The sequence below is a fragment of the Streptomyces canus 299MFChir4.1 genome (assembly GCF_000383615.1).
Lineage (GTDB): Bacteria > Actinomycetota > Actinomycetes > Streptomycetales > Streptomycetaceae > Streptomyces > Streptomyces canus_C.
The window spans coordinates 14,643-34,812 of record NZ_KB911593.1 but is presented as its reverse complement, the minus strand read 5'-3'; the positions used below and the strand labels follow the sequence as shown (position 1 = coordinate 34,812).

18 protein-coding genes are annotated in these 20,170 nt (G+C 71.4%); 7 read left to right on the top strand and 11 right to left on the bottom strand.

Annotated features, from left to right (window positions below; translation table 11 throughout):
- Positions 1–66 precede the first annotated feature (66 nt).
- Together H293_RS0124865 and H293_RS0124860 are read right to left on the bottom strand one after the other, a co-directional pair.
- Positions 67–1,218, bottom strand: a complete 1,152-nt coding sequence (locus H293_RS0124865) for an amidase (protein ID WP_028808167.1) — start codon at positions 1,216–1,218, stop codon at positions 67–69.
- Positions 1,215–1,709 (bottom strand): DUF6668 family protein, encoded by a 495-nt coding sequence (locus tag H293_RS0124860; protein ID WP_020120555.1) that lies wholly within the window; start codon positions 1,707–1,709, stop codon positions 1,215–1,217. The genes H293_RS0124865 and H293_RS0124860 overlap by 4 nt, the downstream gene beginning before the upstream one ends.
- Before the next feature lie 129 nt (positions 1,710–1,838).
- On the opposite strand from H293_RS0124860, the gene H293_RS0124855 reads away from it, so the two are divergent.
- Positions 1,839–3,314 carry a hypothetical protein gene (locus H293_RS0124855; protein WP_020120554.1) on the top strand — a complete coding sequence of 492 codons (1,476 nt, stop codon included), beginning with the start codon at positions 1,839–1,841 and terminating at the stop codon, positions 3,312–3,314.
- A 15-nt stretch (positions 3,315–3,329) separates the two neighbouring features.
- Here the strand turns inward: H293_RS0124855 and H293_RS0124850 are convergent, their stop codons facing one another.
- The 4 genes from H293_RS0124850 to H293_RS0124835 form a co-directional block, all read right to left on the bottom strand.
- Positions 3,330–4,280: a M28 family metallopeptidase gene (locus H293_RS0124850; protein ID WP_020120553.1), complete on the bottom strand. Its 951-nt coding sequence runs from the start codon at positions 4,278–4,280 to the stop codon at positions 3,330–3,332.
- 160 nt (positions 4,281–4,440) lie between these two features.
- Positions 4,441–4,893 carry a VOC family protein gene (locus H293_RS0124845; protein ID WP_020120552.1) on the bottom strand — a complete coding sequence of 151 codons (453 nt, stop codon included), beginning with the start codon at positions 4,891–4,893 and terminating at the stop codon, positions 4,441–4,443.
- A gap of 262 nt (positions 4,894–5,155) precedes the next feature.
- Positions 5,156–6,160, bottom strand: a complete 1,005-nt coding sequence (gene rarD, locus H293_RS0124840; RefSeq protein WP_020120551.1) for an EamA family transporter RarD — start codon at positions 6,158–6,160, stop codon at positions 5,156–5,158.
- Positions 6,161–6,288: 128 nt separating this feature from the next.
- On the bottom strand, positions 6,289–7,143 hold the full coding sequence (locus H293_RS0124835; RefSeq protein ID WP_020120550.1) for an SDR family oxidoreductase: 855 nt from the start codon (positions 7,141–7,143) through the stop codon (positions 6,289–6,291).
- Between the two features lie 91 nt (positions 7,144–7,234).
- On the opposite strand from H293_RS0124835, the gene H293_RS0124830 reads away from it, so the two are divergent.
- Entirely contained in the window at positions 7,235–7,630 is a 396-nt protein-coding gene (locus tag H293_RS0124830) for a winged helix-turn-helix transcriptional regulator (protein ID WP_028808165.1), read from the top strand.
- Entirely contained in the window at positions 7,631–8,122 is a 492-nt protein-coding gene (locus tag H293_RS50010) for a DUF6082 family protein (protein ID WP_020120548.1), read from the top strand. It abuts the gene before it with no gap.
- A 110-nt stretch (positions 8,123–8,232) separates the two neighbouring features.
- Here H293_RS50010 and H293_RS0124820 read toward each other — a convergent pair whose 3' ends face one another.
- From H293_RS0124820 to H293_RS0124800, 5 genes are all read right to left on the bottom strand, one after another.
- A complete protein-coding gene (locus H293_RS0124820; protein WP_020120547.1) occupies positions 8,233–9,312 on the bottom strand; it encodes a 2-oxoacid:ferredoxin oxidoreductase subunit beta in 1,080 nt (359 codons plus the stop codon).
- Positions 9,305–11,233 (bottom strand): 2-oxoacid:acceptor oxidoreductase subunit alpha, encoded by a 1,929-nt coding sequence (locus H293_RS0124815; protein ID WP_020120546.1) that lies wholly within the window; start codon positions 11,231–11,233, stop codon positions 9,305–9,307. The genes H293_RS0124820 and H293_RS0124815 overlap by 8 nt, the downstream gene beginning before the upstream one ends.
- Before the next feature lie 275 nt (positions 11,234–11,508).
- Complete coding sequence (locus tag H293_RS0124810) at positions 11,509–12,168, bottom strand: response regulator transcription factor (protein ID WP_028808164.1); 660 nt, start codon at positions 12,166–12,168, stop codon at positions 11,509–11,511.
- A 909-nt stretch (positions 12,169–13,077) separates the two neighbouring features.
- Positions 13,078–14,421, bottom strand: a complete 1,344-nt coding sequence (locus tag H293_RS0124805) for a sensor histidine kinase (protein WP_020120544.1) — start codon at positions 14,419–14,421, stop codon at positions 13,078–13,080.
- A 133-nt stretch (positions 14,422–14,554) separates the two neighbouring features.
- On the bottom strand, positions 14,555–15,778 hold the full coding sequence (locus tag H293_RS0124800; RefSeq protein WP_028808163.1) for a sensor histidine kinase: 1,224 nt from the start codon (positions 15,776–15,778) through the stop codon (positions 14,555–14,557).
- 223 nt (positions 15,779–16,001) lie between these two features.
- On the opposite strand from H293_RS0124800, the gene H293_RS0124795 reads away from it, so the two are divergent.
- The 4 genes from H293_RS0124795 to H293_RS0124780 are packed head-to-tail and all read left to right on the top strand — an operon-like array spanning position 16,002 to position 20,168.
- The gene (locus H293_RS0124795) at positions 16,002–16,424 is read left to right on the top strand and encodes an NADH-quinone oxidoreductase subunit A (protein WP_020120542.1); all 423 of its coding nucleotides are present in this window, start codon (positions 16,002–16,004) and stop codon (positions 16,422–16,424) included.
- On the top strand, positions 16,415–17,125 hold the full coding sequence (locus H293_RS0124790) for an NADH-quinone oxidoreductase subunit B (protein ID WP_020120541.1): 711 nt from the start codon (positions 16,415–16,417) through the stop codon (positions 17,123–17,125). Before H293_RS0124795 ends, H293_RS0124790 begins: the two co-directional genes overlap by 10 nt.
- On the top strand, positions 17,122–19,203 hold the full coding sequence (locus tag H293_RS50005; RefSeq protein WP_051138153.1) for an NADH-quinone oxidoreductase subunit C: 2,082 nt from the start codon (positions 17,122–17,124) through the stop codon (positions 19,201–19,203). Before H293_RS0124790 ends, H293_RS50005 begins: the two co-directional genes overlap by 4 nt.
- Complete coding sequence (locus tag H293_RS0124780; RefSeq protein ID WP_020120539.1) at positions 19,200–20,168, top strand: complex I subunit 1/NuoH family protein; 969 nt, start codon at positions 19,200–19,202, stop codon at positions 20,166–20,168. Before H293_RS50005 ends, H293_RS0124780 begins: the two co-directional genes overlap by 4 nt.
- The last annotated feature ends 2 nt before the right edge of the window (positions 20,169–20,170 follow it).

Genomic DNA, 20,170 nt, shown 5'->3' with positions numbered 1-20,170 from the left:
CATTATATGTGCGTGCAAGTAACTGTCCAGGGGGTGCCCGGGTACCGTGCCTGGGTGCTTGGTGTCTCAGGCGGATGCCTGTGCCGCCCGTGCCACCTCCAGCAGCAGCGCCTCGCCGCCGTGCCGGGCCACGAGCTGGAGTCCGACCGGGCAGCCGTCGGGGCCAAGGCCCGCCGGGAGGCTGAGCGCCGGGTGCCCGCTGAGGTTGAAGGCCCAGGTGAGAGCGGTGGAGTAGCGCTCACCCGGGCCTTCGTGACCGTGCGGCGGGCAGGGGGTCGTGGGCGTCAGCAGCAGATCGGCGTCGGCGAAGATCTCGTCGAGGAGACGGTCGTTGGCGGCCCGGATCCGCTCGGCGTCCCGCAGATCGGCCCCCGGGGTGCGCAGCGCGAGCCAGGCGGTGGCCGGGTCGCGCAGGCGCGGCGGGGCGAGGGGCCGGACGAGCCGTAGGACACCGGCGTCGGCCAGCCGCGCCACCGCCGCGCGGGCGATCCGGACGATCCCGGGGGCGGGGTCGGCGAAGCCGAGATCGGGGGACCACTGGACGGGGACGGGGACGGGGACGGGGACAGGGACGGCAGGGGCGTGGGGCGGCTCGGTACCGGAGACCGCGTGCCAGTAGGCGGCCGCGTCACAGGCGTGGCGGACGAGGATGCCGGGGGCGGTGAGGCCGGTACCGGTGCGGCCGTGGCCGGGATTCGTGGTCTTGAGGCCGATCACGCCGCACCACGCCGCCGGGATCCGTACCGACCCCGCCCCGTCGCTCCCCGTCGCCATCGGGACGAGTCCCGCGGCCACCGCGGCCGCGGAGCCCGCCGAGGACCCGCCCGGGGTGCGGTCGGCGCGCCAGGGGTTGACGGTACGGCCGTGGGCGCCGAGCCCCCAGGTCTGCCAGAGAGTTCCGGGACCGGGCACGGAGGTCGCGCCGACGGGTACGCACCCGGCCGCGAGGAGCGCCGCCGCACCGCGCAGCCCGTGACGCCCCTTCACCCCGATCGGCACCCCGGCGAGCGGCGGCCGCTCACCCGACTCGACGCGGAGATCGATCTCGCGTGCCCGGCGCAGCCCCTCCTCCTCCCACACCTCGGCGAAGGCGCACAGTTCGGGATCCACGCTCCGGATCCGCTCCAGGGCGCGGGCGACGACGTCGACGGCCCGCAGCGAGCGCGAACGGACCGCTGACGCCAGGTCCACGGCGGAGAGGGCTGCGGTCGCCGTCATGGAGCGGCGGTGGCCCGGGTGAGCCGGACGAGTGCCTCGGTCCCGCGTGGAGGCGTCCCGTCCGGATCGCCGAGGCGCCACGCGGGGACCCAGGGCACCCGGTACACGTCGACCGTGGACTCGATCTCCTTGACCTGCCGGGCGAGCGGGCGCGGGAGCCGGCCGGGAGCGTCCGCGACGAGCACCACGGCGTCGAGGTCGAGCCCCGGCGGGTGCTCCCCGCGCCGGAAGAGCTCCAGGGTGCGGCGGGCGGCGAGCAGCCCGGCGGCATGCGTACGGGCGACGAGCAGGACGGAGGCGGGGGCACCGGGCCCCGGCCAGTCGCGTCCACTGTCGTGACCGCCGTAGACGGCGGCCAGGGTGGAGACGCCGGCTCCGCCGTGCGTGCCGACCCACGCGAACCGCCTCCCGGTCGGGGCCACCGGCCCGCGGATCCAGATCTCCGGCCCCTGCTGCACGCTCTCCGCCTCTCGCCGCACGTCGGTCCGCATGCCCGCGCCCCGACCCTGTCATCCCACCCGCCCTCCCCCTCCTGGAACAGGCCTGTGACATCACGGTGACGTGAGAACCGGGGGCGAGCGGAGAGACTCGACAGTACGTGCACGACCGTGAAGGATGAGATGTCTCGACTCAGCCGCGACAAGAAGCGGGACCAGCAGCGGGGGACGACCCCGATCGACGTCCGCGTCCCCCTGACGGGTGAGTCCGCGACGGTGGCCGGAACAGCGGTCACCGCGTCACCCGGCGAGGAACTCCACCAGACCGTCCTGACCCACCTCCAGCACCTCGCCCGCACCGGCGGCCACCCCGTCCACGCCACGATCCACGACGCCCGCATCGGCTACGTGGTCCCCCTGGAAGTCGCGACGGACGGCGCCAGCCGCTTCATCGGGGAGCCGGTACGGATGACTCCGCCGGAGGCGGCGGACCGGAACCGGGCCGCCGAGCGGGGAGCGTTCGGGGGGCCGGCACCCGAGCAGGGAGACCGGCCGTCGCCGTCCGGCGCCGGGGAGCAGCCCGCGGAGCAGTCCTGGCCGCCTGCGGCCTCCGCCCCGCACGAGGGGCCCACGCAGCTCCTGCGGCAACTCGACGAGCCCGCGCGGGACCCGGCCCCCACGTTCCGGCCGAGCGACCTGCCCGAGCCGCACCCGACGGACGCCGAACCGTCCCCGACCCAGGTCCTGCGCCGGCTTCCGGACACCCGCTCCACCGGCCCGGCTCCGGCGCAGGCCCCCGGGACGGTCGTACCCCCGACGGGCGAGTTCGGCCCGCCCCCCGTGATGGACGCGAGCCCGGCCGCCACCCCGTCCCCGCCGTCCCCGACCGACCTCGCCTACGCACCCGGGCCCCTGCCACAGACCGGCCCTGTCCCGCCGCCGTCCGACGCCGTACCGGCTCCGGCCCCACGATCGACCGCCGACCCCGTTCCCGACCCGCAGCCCCTGCCCCTGCCGACGGCCGGTTTCGCCGCCGTCGCGCCCCAGCCGCTTCCGTCGGCCGCGCCCGCCCCGCGGGCCGCCGCCCCCCTCATCGACCCGGTCCCCCTCCTGGACGACCCCGGCCCCAAGCCGACGCCCGTGCGGGGGTTCGACGCCGTCGCCGAGGCCGTTCTGGGAGAGGGGCTGGTGATCGACGAGGGCGCGGTGCTCGCGGAGCCGGTCGGGCGGATCAGCGAGGCCGTGCGGGAGGGACGGACGGACGCTGCCGCCGCGTTGGCGGAGCAGGCGGTCGGCGAGGCCTCCGAGACCCTGGGCGCCGAGCATCCCGACGTGCTGCGGGTGCGTGAACTCGCCGCCTACATCGCCTACTTGGGCGGCGAGCCGGTCCAGGCCGCGGAGATCTCCCTCGACCTGGCCGGCATCCACCACCGCGCCGGGGACGCCGAGGCGGCCTACGGCAACGTGCAGAGCGCGGCCACCGCGTGGAAGGCCGTACGGGATCCGCTGCGGGGCCTGGCTCTCGGGCGCGAGCTGCTCACCCTGTGGACGGACCTGGCCGCCGGAGAGGGTCCGGCGGCCGAGGACCCCGACAAGCTGGAGTCGGCCCGCACCAGGATGCTCCGCCTCGCGGAACGCGCCCGGAAGGCCGACCAGTAACCCGGAGGAGGGCCGTTACCGCGACAGCTCCCACACCGCGTACGCCACCGCGTCGCTGTTGCGGTCCAGGGCCGTGTCGTCGATGTTGGCCGAGGTGTCGCACGAGGAGTGGTAGCAGCGGTCGAAGGCCAGCCCCGAGGTGCCGCCCCACTTGGCCGCCTGCGCCGCCGTCTTGACGTAGTCGGCGCCGCTGAACAGACCGCCCACCGGTACGCCCGCGTTCTTGAACGGCGCGTGGTCGGAGCGGCCGTCGCCCTCGGTCTCGATCTCGGTCGGGACGCCGAGGCCGGCGTAGTACGCCTTGAAGGTCTTCTCGATGGCAGGGTCGTCGTCGTAGACGAAGTAGCCGGGGTTCGGCGAGCCGATCATGTCGAAGTTGAGATACCCGCTGATCCGTGAACGGTCCGTGGTGGCCAGGCGGTTGACGTAGTAGCGGGAGCCGACCATGCCCAGTTCCTCCGCGCCCCACCACGCGAACCGCAGGTGCTTGGTGGGGTGGTAGCCGGCCCGGGACACCGCGAGCGCGGTCTCCAGGATCGCCGCGGAACCGGAGCCGTTGTCGTTGATGCCCGCGCCCGCCGTCACGCTGTCGAGGTGCGAGCCGGACATGACGACCTGGTTGGTGTCGCCGCCGGGCCAGTCCGCGATCAGGTTGTAGCCGGTGCGGCCGGAGGACGTGAACTGCTGGACGGTCGTGGTGAATCCGGCGGCGTCCAGCTTGGCCTTCACATAGTCGAGGGAGGCCTTGTAGCCCGTGCGGCCGTGCGCGCGGTTGCCGCCGTTGGCGGTGGCGATGGACTGGAGCTGGGTCAGATGCGCCTTCACGTTGGCCACCGGGATGTCCGGGGCCGCGGCCACCACGGGCTGTCCCGCGGGGGCCGCGCCCGCTATGGATCCGCCGGCCAGGAGAGAGACGGTCGCGACGACGGCGGCGGCCGTGACGCGTCCGGGAACCGAGAGCTTCATGTGGGGGGCTCCGAATTCCGTGGGAACCCCTGGAGTCACAGGGATTCCACAGCGAATGGGTGCCTGGATGGTGAAGCTGAGGTTGACTCTCCGTCAAGAGCGGAATCCGGTCAGGGGAGTTCGTATACCGGAGCGCAGGGGGTCACCGGATGGCAGGGGATCAGTGGACGCAGAATTCGTTCCCCTCCGGATCCGCCATGACCACCCACGCCCCCGACGGCTCGCTCACCTCGCGCAGCACTGTCGCCCCGAGCCCCGTCAGCCTCTCCACCTCGGCGGAGCGGCTGCCCTCCCCGGGGTGCAGGTCGAGGTGGAGCCGGTTCTTGACGGTCTTCGGCTCCGGTACGCGCTGGAACAGCAGCCGCCGTCCGAGCCCGGTGCCGCTGTCCTTGTCGTACGGGTCGTCCGGATGCCGTACGGCGACCAGGTCCCGGAAGGCCAGGCGGGCGTGGTACTCGACGACGGCCTCGCGCGGCAGCGCGCCGAGCTCCAGCAGCCGCTGGATCAGGGCGTCGTTGTCCTCGGTCTCGTAGCGCAGTGCGGCGGCCCAGAAGTCGGCCTGGGCGTGCGGGTCCTCGGCGTCGATCACGACTTTCCAGTGCACGGGTGTCATACCGTCACTTATAGCGGTGACCACTGACAGCGGCCCCGCTGCCCCGCTCACACCGCCCAGGGCCCTTTCCTGCCGGCCGGCACGAACTGGTCCTGCTGGTCCTACCTGGCGATGCTCCGGACGCTGATCATCGCGGGCACGGCATTCGCGTCGGCGTACGGGCCGCTGACGATCGTGGCGACGGGGGGGAGCCGCGTCCGAGCAGGGCCTGGCGGGCGGGCCCTGCACGCGGCGACCCAGTTCGGCTCGACCTGGCGGCGGTCTAGGGCCTTGCGGCGGGCGACTCCAGCGGTTCCGGACCCGAGGCCGGACTCTCCGCCTTCCGTACGGCGCTGACCGTGCCCGTCGTCATGACGGTGCTGGGCCTGCCGATCTCCCTCCTCAGCGTCCGCGCGGTGCGCAGGGCGTCCCAGGTGAGCAGCGTCAGCGCCAGCCAGACCAGCGCGAACCCGGCCCAGCGCTCGGGCGGCATGGCCTCGCCGAAGTAGAAGATGCCGAGCAGGAACTGGAAGACCGGGGCCAGGTACTGGAGCAGCCCCAGCGTGGACAGCGGCACGCGGATCGCCGCGGCGCCGAAGCAGACCAGGGGGAGCGCGGTGACGATGCCGGTCGAGGCGAGCAGTGCCGCGTGCCCGGGGCCCTCGGAGGCGAAGCTGAGGTTGCCCTGGTGGCCCAGCCACAGCAGATACCCGAGCGCGGGCAGGAACTGGATCGCGGTCTCGGCGGCCAGCGACTCGACCCCGCCCAGGTTCACCTTCTTCTTGACCAGGCCGTACGTGGCGAAGGAGAAGGCGAGGGTGAGGGAGATCCACGGCGGCCGGCCGTACCCGACGGTGAGGACGAGCACCGCGGCGGCGCCGATCCCGACGGCCACCCACTGCACGCGCCGCAGCCGTTCCTTCAGCAGCACCACACCCATGGCGATGGTGACCAGGGGATTGATGAAGTACCCGAGCGAGGCCTCGACGACATGGCCGGCGTTCACGGCCCAGATGTAGACGCCCCAGTTCACGGTGATGACGGCGGCGGCCACGGTGATCAGGGCCAGTCTGCGCGGCTGCCGCAGCAGCTCACCCGCCCAGGCCCAGCGCCGTACGAAGACCAGCGCGACGGCGACGAAGACGAGCGACCACACCATCCGGTGGGCGAGGATCTCGGCGGCGCCGGCGGGCTTGAGCAGCGGCCAGAACAGCGGGACGAGTCCCCACATCCCATAGGCCGCGAAACCGTTCAGCAGACCTATGTGCCGCTCGCCCCTGGACTTCACGGACTCTCCTCCTCGTACTGTCCTCGCCTGGACGAAGGTAACGCCGAGCACCCCCGCCTGTCATGCCCGTATCGCCATACGGTCATGACAGGCGGGGGTGGAGCGCCGAAGGGCCCTTCGGGGCAGTGTCAGCCCTTGAGCGCGGCCTCGATCGACGCGGCGATCGGAGTGGCGGGACGGCCGGTCAGCCGGGACAGGTCACCGGAGGTGACGACCAGCTCACCCTTCTCGATGGAGGCGCCGACACCGGCGAGGATCGCGGCGAACGGCTCGGGCAGCCCGGCACCGGTCAGGATCCCGGTGTAGGCCTCGACGGACACGGCGTTGTAGACGATCTCCTTGCCGGTCTGCTTGCTCAGCTCGGCCGCGAACTCGGCGAAGCCCCAGGGCTCGTCGCCGCCGAGCTCGTACGTCGTGTTCTCGTGCCCTTCGCCGGTCAGCACGGCGACCGCGGCGGCCGCGTAGTCGGCGCGCGAGGCGGTGGAGATGCGGCCGTCACCGGCGGCCTGGACGACGGCGCCGTGCTCCAGGGCGGGGGCGAGGTTCTCCGTGTAGTTCTCGTTGTACCAGCCGTTGCGCAGCAGCGAGTAGGGCAGACCGGAGGTGAGCAGGGCCTCCTCGGTGGCCCGGTGGTCGTCGGCGAGCGCGGCGTTCAGGGTGCTGGGTGCGCTGGTGTACGCGAGGAGGGCCACGCCCGCGGCCTTGGCGGCGTCGATGACGACCTGGTGCTGGGCGGGGCGGCCCTTGTCGAACTCGTTGCCGGAGATCAGCAGCACCTTGTCGCCGGCCGCGAAGACGCCGTCGAAGGTCTCGGGGCTGTTGTAGTCGGCGACGGCTATCTTCACGCCCTTCGCCGCGAAGTCGGCGGCCTTCTCCGGGGTGCGGACGACGGCGGTGACCTGCTCGGCGGGAACCCTCTCGAGCAGCTGCTCGACGACGTGACGGCCGAGGTGTCCGGTGGCTCCGGTGACGACGATGCTCATGATGTGCGATCTCCTTGTGGGGTGCGGTGGCACTAACCATAAGGGAAGCGCTAACTCTTGGAAAGTACCCACCTTGAAGTAAGGTACTGGCATGGCAGTAAGTGCAGTGAACCCCTTGATCTCGTCCGGCGAGACGATGTGCCCCCACCGCCTGGTCCTGGAGCACGTGACGAGCCGTTGGGGCGTCCTGGTCCTCATCCAACTGCTCGACCGCCCTCACCGCTTCAGCGAACTCCGCCGGGCGATCGGCCGGGTGAGCGAGAAGATGCTCACCCAGACGCTCCAGACCCTCGAACGCGACGGCCTGGTCCACCGCGACGCCAAGCCGGTGATCCCCCCGAGAGTCGACTACTCCCTGACCGGCCTCGGCCGCGAGGCGGCGGAGCAGGTACGGGGGCTGGCGGAGTGGACCGCGAGGAGGATGTCGGCGGTGCAGGAGGCGCGGGAGGGATATGACGCGCGGAAGGCCGACACCGGGCAGCGGTGAATGCGGGCGGCGCTTGCCGGGCACACATCTCTTGGGGTGGTGGCTGCCATGGAGTCGGAGTCGTCCGGGGAGTTATGCGGCCTGACGGAGGAGATCCGTCGCGCGAACCTGATCCAGTACTACCGCAGGCACCTGGAGCAGTTGGACCGCGCGATCGACGACCCCTCACTCGCCGCCGCACTGAGCACCGTGCAGGACGTGACACCGCAGAAGCGCCGGCAATTGCTCTTCGCTCACAAACAGTACGTGCTGATCATGCTGGGGCTCTTCATCGGCATCACCCGTAGAAGTGAACTCCTCGGCACACTACGGGTGTTGAGTCGCAACCCGGTGTTCCGGGAGTACTGGGAGCGGACCGGGCAGCAGCGCATGGACCTGCCCGAGGAGTCGTTGGAGGCACGGATCGGCAGAGCCGTGGACGCGACCATGGCGGAACCATGGAGACCTGTCCGGCGGACGCCGCCCGCGCCAGCCATGAGCGCATCGCCGTGATCACCCGCGAGACCCTGCTCCGCGCCAAGAGGGACATCCCCGACGTCTGAACGGTGAAGGGCCCGGACGCTGTGGTGCGGCATCAGGGCCCTCTGCATGCCGCGCGCCGGTCAGCCCACCACCGTCCAGGTGTCGCCCCCCGCCAACAACGCCCCCAGATCCCCCTTGCCGTTCTGCTCAATGGCCGTATCCAGCTGGTCCGCCATCTGCGTGTCGTACACCGGCCGGTCCACCGAACGCAGAACGCCGATCGGGGTGTGGTGGAGCGTGTCCGGGTCGGCCAGGCGGGACAGGGCGAAGGCCGTCGTCGGGGACGACGCGTGCGCGTCGTGGACGAGGATCTGCGACTCGTTCTCCGGCGTCACCGGCACCACCTTCAGGTCGCCCGTCGCCGCGTCCCGGACCACGCCCTTGGACAGGTCCGTGCCGAAGCGGATCGGCTGCCCGTGTTCGAGGCGGATCACCGCTTCCTCGGCCTGCTGCCTGTCCTTGAGGGCCTCGAAGGCGCCGTCGTTGAAGATGTTGCAGTTCTGGTAGATCTCGATCAGCGCGGTGCCGGGGTGGGCGGCCGCCTCCCGCAGCACCGACGTGAGGTGCTTGCGGTCCGAGTCCACCGTCCGGGCCACGAAGGACGCCTCCGCGCCGATCGCCAGGGACACCGGGTTGAAGGGCGCGTCCAGCGACCCCATCGGCGTCGACTTCGTGATCTTGCCGACCTCGGAGGTGGGGGAGTACTGCCCCTTCGTGAGGCCGTAGATCCGGTTGTTGAACAGCAGGATCTTCAGGTTGACGTTGCGCCGCAGGGCGTGGATGAGGTGGTTGCCGCCGATGGACAGCGCGTCGCCGTCACCCGTCACCACCCACACCGACAGATCCCGGCGCGAGGCCGCGAGACCTGTCGCGATCGCCGGCGCCCGCCCGTGGATGGAGTGCATGCCGTACGTGTTCATGTAGTAGGGGAACCGCGACGAGCAGCCGATGCCCGAGACGAAGACGATGTTCTCCTTGGCCAGCCCCAGCTCCGGCATGAAGCCCTGGACCGCCGCGAGGATCGCGTAGTCACCGCAGCCGGGGCACCAGCGGACTTCCTGGTCGCTCTTGAAGTCCTTCATGCTCTGGCGGCCCTCGGCCTTGGGGACGAGCTGAAGCGCTTCGATCGTGCCCGTGCCTTCCGTGGACGTCTCAGCCATCGATGGCCTCCTTGAGAGCCGTGGCGAGCTGTTCGGCCTTGAACGGCATGCCGTTGACCTGGTTGTAGCTGTGCGCGTCGACCAGGAACTTCGCCCGCACCAGCGTGGCGAGCTGCCCGAGGTTCATCTCCGGGATGACGACCCTGTCGTACGCCTTCAGCACCGCGCCCAGGTTGCGCGGGAAGGGGTTGAGGTGGCGCAGATGGGCCTGCGCGATCGACTCACCGGCCGTCCGCAGCCGTCGTACCGCCGCCGTGATGGGGCCGTACGTCGAACCCCAGCCCAGCACCAGCGTGCGCGCCCCGTGCGGATCGTCGACTTCCAGGTCCGGTACGTCGATCCCGTCGATCTTGGCCTGGCGGGTACGGACCATGAAGTCGTGGTTGGCCGGAGCGTAGGAGATGTTGCCCGTCCCGTCCTCCTTCTCGATCCCGCCGATGCGGTGTTCGAGGCCGGGTGTGCCGGGCACGGCCCAGGGGCGGGCCAGGGTCTGCGGGTCGCGCTTGTAGGGCCAGAAGACCTCGGTGCCGTCGTCCAGGGTGTGGTTCGGGCCCTGCGCGAACTGCACGGTCAGATCCGGCAGTTCGTCCAGCTCCGGGATCCGCCAGGGCTCGGAGCCGTTGGCCAGGTAGCCGTCCGAGAGCAGCATCACCGGCGTGCGGTACGTCAGCGCGATCCGGGCCGCCTCCAGCGCCGCGTCGAAGCAGTCGGCCGGGGTGCAGGGGGCGACGATCGGCACCGGCGCCTCGCCGTTGCGCCCGAACATCGCCTGGAGGAGATCCGCCTGCTCGGTCTTGGTCGGCAGACCCGTCGACGGGCCGCCTCTCTGGATGTCGATGACCAGGAGCGGCAACTCCAGGGAGACCGCGAGCCCGATGGTCTCTGACTTCAGGGCCACGCCAGGACCGGAGGTCGTCGTCACCGCCAGCGAGCCGCCGAAGGCCGCGCCCAGCGCCGCGCCGATGCCCGCGATCTCGTCCTCGGCCTGGAAGGTCCGTACGCCGAAGTTCTTGTGCTTGCTCAGCTCGTGCAGGATGTCCGAGGCCGGGGTGATCGGGTACGAGCCCAGGAACAGCGGCAGGTCCGCCTGGCGGGACGCGGCGACCAGTCCGTAGGACAGCGCCAGGTTCCCGGAGATGTTCCTGTAGGTGCCGGTCGGGAACGCCTTCGTCGCCGGGGCGATCTCGTAGGAGACGGCGAAGTCCTCGGTCGTCTCGCCGAAGTTCCAGCCGGCCCGGTACGCCGCCAGGTTCGCCTCGGCGATCTCCGGCTTCTTCGCGAACTTCGTCCGCAGGAACTTCTCCGTGCCCTCGGTGGGCCGGTGGTACATCCACGACAAGAGGCCGAGCGCGAACATGTTCTTGCTGCGCTCGGCCTCTTTGCGAGTGAGGTCGAAATCCTTGAGGGCCTCGACGGTCAGCGTGGTCAGGGGGACCGGATGAAGGCTGTACCCGTCGAGGGAGCCATCCTCCAGCGGCGAGGCCGCGTACCCCACTTTCTGCATCGCCCGTTTGGTGAACTCGTCCGTGTTGACGATGATCTCCGCACCGCGCGGCAGGTCGGCGATGTTGGCCTTGAGGGCGGCCGGGTTCATGGCCACGAGCACGTTCGGCGCGTCACCCGGAGTGAGGATGTCGTGGTCGGCGAAGTGCAGCTGGAAGGAGGAGACGCCCGGCAGGGTTCCGGCAGGGGCCCGGATCTCGGCGGGGAAGTTGGGAAGGGTGGACAGGTCGTTGCCGAAGGACGCCGTCTCCGAGGTGAAACGGTCACCCGTGAGCTGCATCCCGTCACCGGAGTCGCCCGCGAAACGAATGATCACCCGGTCGAGGCGGCGGACGTCCTTCACGCCGGCCTCTTTGCGCTGCTCTCCCACGACGGCTTCGTCGGCCTGCTCCGCTGAGCTGCTGACCTGACTGGTCACTGAACTGGACCTCCCTCTGGGCGGCTGTTCGGGAGCGGCCTTCCCGCAGGCCTTCCCAGGATCAACCCTACGACCGCAGGGGTCGCCTTCCCTCGGCCATTCGCATGATGGACGTGGATTTGAGACGTTACAAAGCACTGACTTGTCATCATTTGCTCGCCCCCCGGCGCTTTCCTCGAAGACGCTCCCTCGTCGTTCTCCGGTTCTCGGTCCCGGGCGGCTTCTCCGTGCCGCCCGCCGACCGCCGTCCTCGTATCTGACACGGTGTCAGACGGTCAGGAGTTCAGGTAGGTCAGCACCGCCAGCACCCGCCGGTGGTCCCCGTCGCTCGGGGACAGCCCGAGCTTCAGGAAGATGTTGCTGACGTGCTTCTCCACGGCCCCGTCGCTCACGACGAGCTGCCGCGCGATCGCCGAATTGGTGCGCCCCTCGGCCATGAGTCCCAGGACCTCCCGTTCCCGGGGCGTGAGATGGGCGAGCACGTCCTGCTTACGGCTGCGTCCCAGCAGCTGGGCGACCACCTCGGGGTCGAGGGCGGTGCCGCCCTCGGCCACCCGCACCACCGCGTCCACGAACTCACGCACCTCCGCGACCCGGTCCTTGAGCAGGTACCCCACCCCGCGGCTGGACCCGGCCAGCAACTCGGTGGCGTACCGCTCCTCCACGTACTGCGACAGTACGAGTACCCCGAGTCCGGGATGTGCCTTGCGCAGTTGTACGGCGGCTCGCACGCCCTCGTCCGTATGCGTCGGAGGCATCCGCACATCGGCGACGACGACGTCGGGCAGCTCGCCCTGGGCGTCCAGCTCACCGATGGTCTTGATCAGTGCCTCTCCGTCGCCCACACCGGCCACGACGTCGTGCCCGCGGTCGGTCAGCAACCGGGTCAGGCCCTCCCTCAGCAGCACTGAATCCTCGGCGATGACCACCCGCACCCTGTCCTCCACGACTCTCGACCCCCCAGCCCACTGCCTGCCCACTCGCTGGACAAGTCCAGCATTCCAGCATTCGGATGCGGGCGGGCGCGGGCCACGGGAATCGGGCCCAGGAATCCGAACAAAGAGCCGAGAACGGGGGGTGATGCTCGAGATCCGGCCATGTTTTGCGGCAGAGGGGAAGACGGCGGCCCCCTTGGGGGTGGGTGGGGACACCTGACTTTGCGCGGGGCGCCGGCCCTATCGCGAAGGGCCCGGCGCCTGAGGGCGCACGGCGGCAGCGAAGCCCTGCGGGGGTGGCCTGGGCAAGGGGGCCGAGCCCTTGGGCAGAGTCCGCGGGACACGGCCCCCGCCGGCCCCGACGCCCCAGCCTTCCCACCGCCCCCGCGCGACGCAGCCCTGGCCCGGCCGCAGGCCCGGTCGGACCCGGCGCGGTCCGGCCTCTGCGCAGCGGTCCGACCTCGGCGCGGCACAGCCACGACCAGGCCGCAGGCCCGGTTGGAGCCGGCGCGGTTCGACGGTTGCGCGGTGCAGCCACGGCCGGGTGGCGGTTCCGGTCTGGTCGGGGTCCAGCGCTGATCCGGGTGCAGCTCTGGTCCGGCTCAGGCGCGGTTCGGCCCGGCGCGGTTCGATGGCTGCGCGGTGCAGCCACGAGCGGGCGGCGGTTCCGGCCCGGTCCGGGGCCAGCGCCGACCCGGGCGCAGCTCCGGCCCGGCCCCCGCCGGGCGTAGCCCCCATCAGCCTCCGCCCGCCGCAGCGAAAGCCTCCACATCCACGGCCGGCACCCAGCCGAACCCTCCGCGCGGGGCGACCGCCCTTGGGGGAGGGGCATGAGTAAGGGGCGGTGAGGGTGACAACACCCCACCGCCCCTCACCCCTCACTCACCCTCAGTCCTCACACCGCCCCCGTCACACCCGCTCGCTCCGCCAAGGCAGCTCCGCCGTCACCCGGGTGGGTCCGCCGACGGGGGAGTCGACGACCAGGATGCCGTCCACCGCGTCCAGGCGTTCCGCGAGCCCCGTGAGGCCGGACCCGGAGGACACGTCGGCTCCGCCCACCCCGTTGTCCACGACCTGCAGCATGAGCCGGTTCTCCACCCGCCACACATCCACCGCGGCGAACGTCGCCCGGGAGTGCTTGCTGATGTTCTGCAGCAGCTCGGACACCGTGAAGTACGCGATCCCCTCGATCGCCGGCGCCGGCCGGGCCGGTAGATCCACCTCCACCTGCACCGGCACCGTGCACCGAGAGGCCACCGCCGACAGCGCCGCGTCAAGACCACGGTCGGTCAGCACCGCCGGGTGGATCCCCCGCGCCAGATCCCGCAGCTCCTGGAGCGCCGTCTTCACCTCGCCGTGCGCCTCGTCCACCATCCGCGCCGCCGCCGCGGGATCCTCCGTGAGCTTCTCCTTGGCCAGCCCCAGATCCATGGCCAGCGCCACCAGCCGAGCCTGCGCACCATCGTGCAGATCCCGCTCGATCCGACGAAGATCCGCGGCCGCCGTATCCACCACGACCCCCCGGTCCGACTCCAGCTCCACCACCCGCGCCGACAGCCGGGTCGGCCCCAGCAGCCCGTGCACCATCACCCGGTCCACCGTCGTCAACGCCCGTACGATCCACGGCGTGGCCAGCGTGAACAACAGCCCCACCAGCGCGGTCACGCCGATCTCGAACGGGTTGTTCAGATAGACGTGGTGGGTCTCGTCGCCGTAGAGCTGAAGCCCGTCCTGACCGACGTACGCCGGGAAGACCCAGAACCACAGCGGATACGTCAGCAGCGCCCAGCCGTACACCCAGAAGTTCACCGCGACGGCGAACGAGAAGATCGCCCACGGCAGGTGCACCACGGAGTACAGCAGCGTCCGCCACGCCGTCCCGCTCTTGAGCACCGCCCCGATCCACGCCATGAACCCGGACTTGCGCACCCTGAGCGGCTCCGGATCGCCGACCTCGAGACCCAGCAGCCCCCGCGCCCGCGCCCGCTCCAGCGCCCCGAGCCCACGGCACCCGGCGAGCCCGGCCGCGAAGACCGGAATCCCGAGGAAGGTCACGAGGAGGCCCGCGCCGAGCGAGATCATCGTGACGGCGTACGTGAACATCACGATGCTGATCGGCAGGCTCAGCAGCACATAGCCGAACTCCCGCCAGGTCCGCCCCTCGAACGGCGCCCGCAGCCCGGCCGGCACCCGGTGCCGCCGTACTGTCTCGGGGAACCCGAGCCCACTGTCGTACCCGTAGTCCGTGGCCATCGACGTCGTCCTTCTTCTCTCGTCCCGCGCCTGTGGTGTCGTAGCTCCACCCTGCTGGGCCGCAGCTCAACGGACCATGGAGGCCGTCGGCCTCTTGGAAGGGGGGTTTTCCCCACCCCTTCTTCCCCTGGTGCTACGACCGCTCCGGGACCCGGTCCCGCCACGGCAGCTCCGCCGTGACGACCGTCGGGCCGCCCGGCGGGGAGTCGATGACGAACAGTCCGTCGACCGCGTCAAGGCGCTCCGCGAGCCCGCGCATCCCGGTGCCGCCGTCGAGCCGGGCGCCGCCGCGGCCGTCGTCCCACACCTGGATGAGCAGCCGGTCCTCCGCCCGCCACACGTCGACCGACGCCGACCGCGCCCCACTGTGCTTGCTGATGTTCTGGAGCAGCTCCGAGACGGTGAAGTAGGCGATCCCCTCGATCGCCTGGACCGGTCGCGCGTCGAGGTCGGCGGTCACCTTCACCGGGACCGTGCAGCGCGAGGCGACCGAGGAGAGGGCAGCGTCGAGCCCCCGGTCCGTCAGTACGGCGGGATGGATGCCCCGCGCCAGATCCCGCAGCTCCTGGAGCGCCAGCTTCACCTCGCCGTGCGCCTCCGCGACCATCGCCTGCGCGTACTCCGGGTCCTCCAGGAGCTTCTCCTTCGCGAGGCCGAGGCCCATGGCCAGGTTGACCAGCCGGGCCTGCGCCCCGTCGTGCAGATCGCGCTCGATGCGCCGCAGGTCGGACGCGGCCGCGTCCACCACGACCCCGCGGTCCGACTCCAGTTCCGCGATACGCCGTTCCAGCTCGTCGGAGGGCGACAGCAGACCGCGCACCATCGCCCGGTCGACGTTGGTCAGGCCCCGCGCGATGAACGGCAGCACCGGCCACAGCACGAACAACGAGGTCAGCGTGATGGTGAAGGTGAGCACACCCCAGGGCAGCCGGATGAAGTCGTACAGCACCGTCCGCCAGCCCACCGGATCCTTCACCCCCATCCACAGCTGGGCGAAGAAGCCGGTGCCGCCGTTCTTGGTGCGCCACGGCAGGGGGCTCGGTTCGTCCACCCGCACCCCGAGCAGCGCCCGGGCCCGGGCCCGTTCCAGTTTGCCCAGCTGCCGCGCGCCCAGCAGACCCGCCGCGAGCAGCGGGAACCCGATCACGGTGACGGTCAGCCAGAAGCCGGTGAAGAGCACTGTCACGACGTAGACGAAGCCGAGGATCGACACCGGGAGATTCGCCAGGAGATGCGTGATCTCCTTCCAGGTGTGCGCGTCGAAGGCGATACGGGCCGGCGGCGGCCGGCCGTCGTCGGTTCCGCCGTGTCTGCCGGTGGTCACGGCACGGCTCGGGGACGAGTGGCGTTCGGTCATATGGGCTAGCGTGCCGCGCGAGACGGCCGCGCGCCATGAGGCGGACCGCCGCGGCTTGCTGGGGAAAACCCCACCTTGGCCTTTCGGCCGGCTTTCCTCGGGTGACGGGCTGCTTACCGTCTCTTTATCAGGGCCTAGACTCCCGTGCGTACAGATCGTCGAACAGTGGTGTTCAGCGTCTTCAACGTGTTCAGCGTGTTCACACAGGGAGCGAGGGGCGGACGTGCCGGAACCGACCGTCGTCGATGCAACCGTCGTCGATCCGACCGTCGTCGCGGCGGACTACTTCCAGTCGTACTCGGTCGTCGGACTGCTCGCCGTCGTCGGCGTGCTGTTCGTCGCGGTCGCCTTCGGCGCCGGCCGGCTGCTGCGACCCGTGGTCCCGACCCCCGAGAAGCTCCTGACCTACGAGTGCGGAGTCGACCCCGTCGGCGAGGGCTGGGCCCACACCCAGGTCCGCTACTACGTCTACGCCTTCCTCTACGTCATCTTCGCCGTCGACTCGATCTTCCTGTTCCCCTGGGCCACGATCTTCGCGGCCCCCGGTTACGGCGCGACCACCCTCGTCGAGATGTTCATCTTCCTCGGCTTCCTCGCCGTGGGGCTGCTGTACGCGTACAAGAAGGGTGTCCTGGTATGGACGTGAACCACGCGGCCGACACCGCTGCCGGCTCACCGGCCGACTCCGGCGCCACGGAGCCCGTTCTGCTCCCGGAGCCGAAGCGGCTGGGCGCCCTCGCCCGCCTCGCCCCCGAGCCGATGAAGGTGATCCTCAACTGGGGCCGCCGGTACTCCCTGTGGGTCTTCAACTTCGGTCTCGCCTGCTGCGCCATCGAGTTCATCGCCGCGTCCATGGCCCGCCACGACTTCATCCGCCTCGGTGTCATCCCCTTCGCCCCGGGCCCGCGCCAGGCCGACCTGATGGTCGTCTCCGGCACGGTCACGGACAAGATGGCGCCCGCGGTGAAGCGCCTGTACGAGCAGATGCCGGAGCCGAAGTACGTCATCTCCTTCGGCGCGTGCAGCAACTGCGGGGGCCCCTACTGGGACTCCTACTCCGTCACCAAGGGCGTCGACCAGATCATCCCCGTCGACGTCTACGTCCCCGGCTGCCCGCCCCGCCCCGAGGCCCTGCTCCAGGGAATCCTGAAGCTCCAGGAGAAGATCGCGAGGGAGTCGCTGGGGGAGCGGTACGGGACGCCCACGACCCGCCCGTCGACGGCTGCGCTGCAGAGCGGGCTGGTCAGGCCGCCGGCGCCGACTCCGGGTTCGCCGACTGCCGGTTCGCCGACTCCCGGTTCGCCGAGTCCGGGTTCGCCGAGTCCGGGTGAGGGGGACGCCCAGTGACCGCCGTCGGCTGGCTCCCCGCCCCCGCCGAGGAACTCTTCGGCGCCGAGGCCACTGCCGAGGAGTCCTACGAGATCCTCACGGTGGACGTCCCGCCCACGACCTGGCTCACCGCACTGCGCGTCGCCCGCGACGAACTGGGCTGCACCTACTTCGACTGGCTCAGCGCCGTCGACGAACCCGGCACCGGCTTCCGCGTGGCCGCCCACGTGGCGGCCCTCGCCCCGGTACGACGCCTGCTCCTGCGCACGACGATCTCCCACGACACGCCGGTGCTGCCCACCGCCGTCGACATCTACGCGGGCGCCGCCTGGCACGAGCGCGAGACCCACGAAATGTTCGGCGTCACCTTCGAGGGCCACCCCTCCCTGGACCACCTCCTGCTGCCGGAGACCTTCGAGGGCCACCCCCTCCGCAAGGACTTCGTCCTGGCCGCCCGCGTCGCCAAGGCCTGGCCCGGCGCCAAGGAACCGGGCGAGTCCGAACACGGCGGCCCCAAGCGCCGCCAGATGCTCCCCCCAGGAGTCCCCGACCCGAACGAATGGGGCCCCCTGAAGGGCCAACTCCCCCCGGCCCCCACCCGCCCGACGCGCGGCCCAGCCCGCACCCCGGGCGAACGCCCCACCCGCACCCCCGGAGAACGCCCACCCGCAGCCGACCGCCCGGCCCGCCGGGCACGCTCGGCGGCGGAGGGGTCGGCGAGTCAGGCAGAGGCGTCTGGGGCGGCGGGCGCCCCGGGTGCGGCAGGCGCTGCGGGTGTTGCGGATGTGGCGCGGACTGGTCCGCGTCGGGCGCGTTCGGCTGCGGAGGGGTCGGCGAGTCAGGCGGAAGCGTCTGGGAGCGCGGGCACGGCGGACGCGTCGGGGACCGCTCCACGCCGGGTAGGTACGGCGGCCGAGGGCTCCGCGAGTCAGGCGGAGGCCCCTGCGGCCTCGGGTGCCGCTGGGACTGCGGGTGCCGCTGGGACCGCGGGGGCCGGCCCACGGCGTGCGCGCACGCCGGCCGAGGGCTCGGCGAGCCAGACTGCGCCCGGGGCGACGGAGGATGCTGCCGCAACCTCAGCGACCGCTGTGCCTCGGCGTACGCGTACCGCTGCACAGGGCTCCGCCAGCCAGACGGCACCAGGAGTTGACGACACCGGGGCCGGTGCCGGGGCCGGTGCCGGTTCGGCAACCCCGGCCGACGGCGCACCCGAGGCGGAGGCTCCGTCAACGGGCTTGCCCGCGTCCTCGCCGGATGCCCCGGCAAAGGGATCACCTGCACCCGAGTCGGAGACCCGGGCGCCTGATGCACCCACATCTGCTTCCAACGCCTCGGCGCCCGATGCGCCAGCAGCGCAGTCCCCGGGAGCGGCGGCGGGCGGTGTCCCGGCCGGGCCCCGTCGGGCACGTACCGCCTCGGGCGGTTCCGCGAGTCAGAGGCCCACCGCGACCGGCTCCGGGCCGTCGATCAACGAGGCCGGCCAGAGCCCCGCCCCGCCGAAGCCTCCCGCGACCCCTCGCAGCCCGGACGCACCATGGCACCACGCCCGCCCGGCCTTCGACGCCCCGGAACCGAAGCGGCCTCCCACACCTGAGGACACCGGACCTTCCGGACCCTCTGAGCGTCCTGAGGAGCCCGAGGTGCGCAAGACCACCGAGAAGCCCCGGGATGCTGGAGTCGTGGCCCCGGAAGACCTCGCGGCTGCCGAAGAGCCCAGGGCTTCCGCAGGCCCCGAGGTAGGGGAGGAGCCGCCGACGCCTTCCGTGGAGCCGACCTCCGAAGAGTCCACGACCTCCGAAGAGTCCACGACCTCAGAGGAATCCCCGACCGTAGAGAAGTCCAAGGCCCCGGAGCGGCCCCAGACCCCCGAGTGGCCCCAGACTCCCGAGCGGTCCCGGACTTCCGAAGTTCCTGAGGCTCCCGAGGACTCCCAGTCCTCCGACCGCCCCGAAGACGCGGGCCCGAACCCCGACCCCACTGCCCCGGCTCCCGAGAACCCCGCCGCCAAGAACTCGGCTCCCGAGAACCCGGCCCCGGACAAGCCCTCCACCCCCGACCCCCCCACCCCCGACAAGCCCGCAGGAGGCCCGCAGTGAACGACGCTCTCGACGTCGCCCTGCGACTCCTGATCGTCTTCGTCGTCTTCCTCACCTTCCCCCTGATCATCGGCCAGACCGAGCACAAGGTGATGGCCCACATGCAGGGCCGCCTGGGCCCGATGTACGCCGGCGGCTTCCACGGCTGGGCCCAACTCGTCGCGGACGGCGTGAAGTTCGCCCAGAAGGAAGACGTCGTGCCCGCGGGCGCGGACCGCCGTGTCTTCCAGCTCGCCCCCGCCGTCGCCCTCCTGCCCTACCTCCTCGTCCTCCTCGCCATCCCGATCGGCCCCGGCGAGGGCGCCGTCGGCCAGGTCGTCGACGCAGGCGTGTTCTTCGTGCTCGCCGTGATGGGCGTGGGCGTCCTCGGCTCCCTCATGGCCGGCTGGGCCTCCGCCAACAAGTTCTCCCTCCTCGGCGGTCTGCGCACCGCCGCACAGCTCCTCGCCTACGAGCTCCCGATGCTCCTCACCGCCGCCTCGGTGGCGATGGCGGCCGGAACCGTCTCCCTCCCCGGCATCCTCGACGCCTTCGAGTGGTGGTGGCTGCCCTGGCAGATCGTCGGCGCGATCGTGTTCTTCGTCGCCGGCCTCGCCGAACTCCAGCGCCCTCCCTTCGACATGCCGGTCGCCGACTCGGAGATCATCTTCGGCGCCTACACCGAGTACACCGGACTGCGCTTCGCCCTGTTCCTCCTCGCCGAGTACGCCGGAATCGTCGTCCTGTGCGGCCTGACCACCGTCCTTTTCCTGGGCGGCTGGCACGGGCCCTGGGGCGCCGACGGTCTCGGCTGGGTCTGGACCCTCCTCAAGACGGCCGTGCTCGCCTTCGTCGTCATCTGGCTCCGCGTGACCTACCCCCGCCTGCGCGAGGACCAGCTCCAGAAGCTCTCCTGGACCCTCCTCGTCCCCCTCTCCCTCGCCCAGATCGCCCTCACCGGCATCGTCAAGGTGGTGATCCAGTAACC

Coding starts and splice junctions, on each gene's coding strand:
- H293_RS0124865 (WP_028808167.1), bottom strand. CDS start 1,218: ATGACGGCGACCGCAGCCCTCTCCGCCGTGGACCTGGCGTCAGCGGTC.
- H293_RS0124860 (WP_020120555.1), bottom strand. CDS start 1,709: ATGCGGACCGACGTGCGGCGAGAGGCGGAGAGCGTGCAGCAGGGGCCG.
- H293_RS0124855 (WP_020120554.1), top strand. CDS start 1,839: ATGTCTCGACTCAGCCGCGACAAGAAGCGGGACCAGCAGCGGGGGACG.
- H293_RS0124850 (WP_020120553.1), bottom strand. CDS start 4,280: ATGAAGCTCTCGGTTCCCGGACGCGTCACGGCCGCCGCCGTCGTCGCG.
- H293_RS0124845 (WP_020120552.1), bottom strand. CDS start 4,893: ATGACACCCGTGCACTGGAAAGTCGTGATCGACGCCGAGGACCCGCAC.
- H293_RS0124835 (WP_020120550.1), bottom strand. CDS start 7,143: ATGAGCATCGTCGTCACCGGAGCCACCGGACACCTCGGCCGTCACGTC.
- H293_RS0124830 (WP_028808165.1), top strand. CDS start 7,235: ATGGCAGTAAGTGCAGTGAACCCCTTGATCTCGTCCGGCGAGACGATG.
- H293_RS50010 (WP_020120548.1), top strand. CDS start 7,631: ATGCGGGCGGCGCTTGCCGGGCACACATCTCTTGGGGTGGTGGCTGCC.
- H293_RS0124820 (WP_020120547.1), bottom strand. CDS start 9,312: ATGGCTGAGACGTCCACGGAAGGCACGGGCACGATCGAAGCGCTTCAG.
- H293_RS0124805 (WP_020120544.1), bottom strand. CDS start 14,421: ATGGCCACGGACTACGGGTACGACAGTGGGCTCGGGTTCCCCGAGACA.
- H293_RS0124800 (WP_028808163.1), bottom strand. CDS start 15,778: ATGACCGAACGCCACTCGTCCCCGAGCCGTGCCGTGACCACCGGCAGA.
- H293_RS0124790 (WP_020120541.1), top strand. CDS start 16,415: ATGGACGTGAACCACGCGGCCGACACCGCTGCCGGCTCACCGGCCGAC.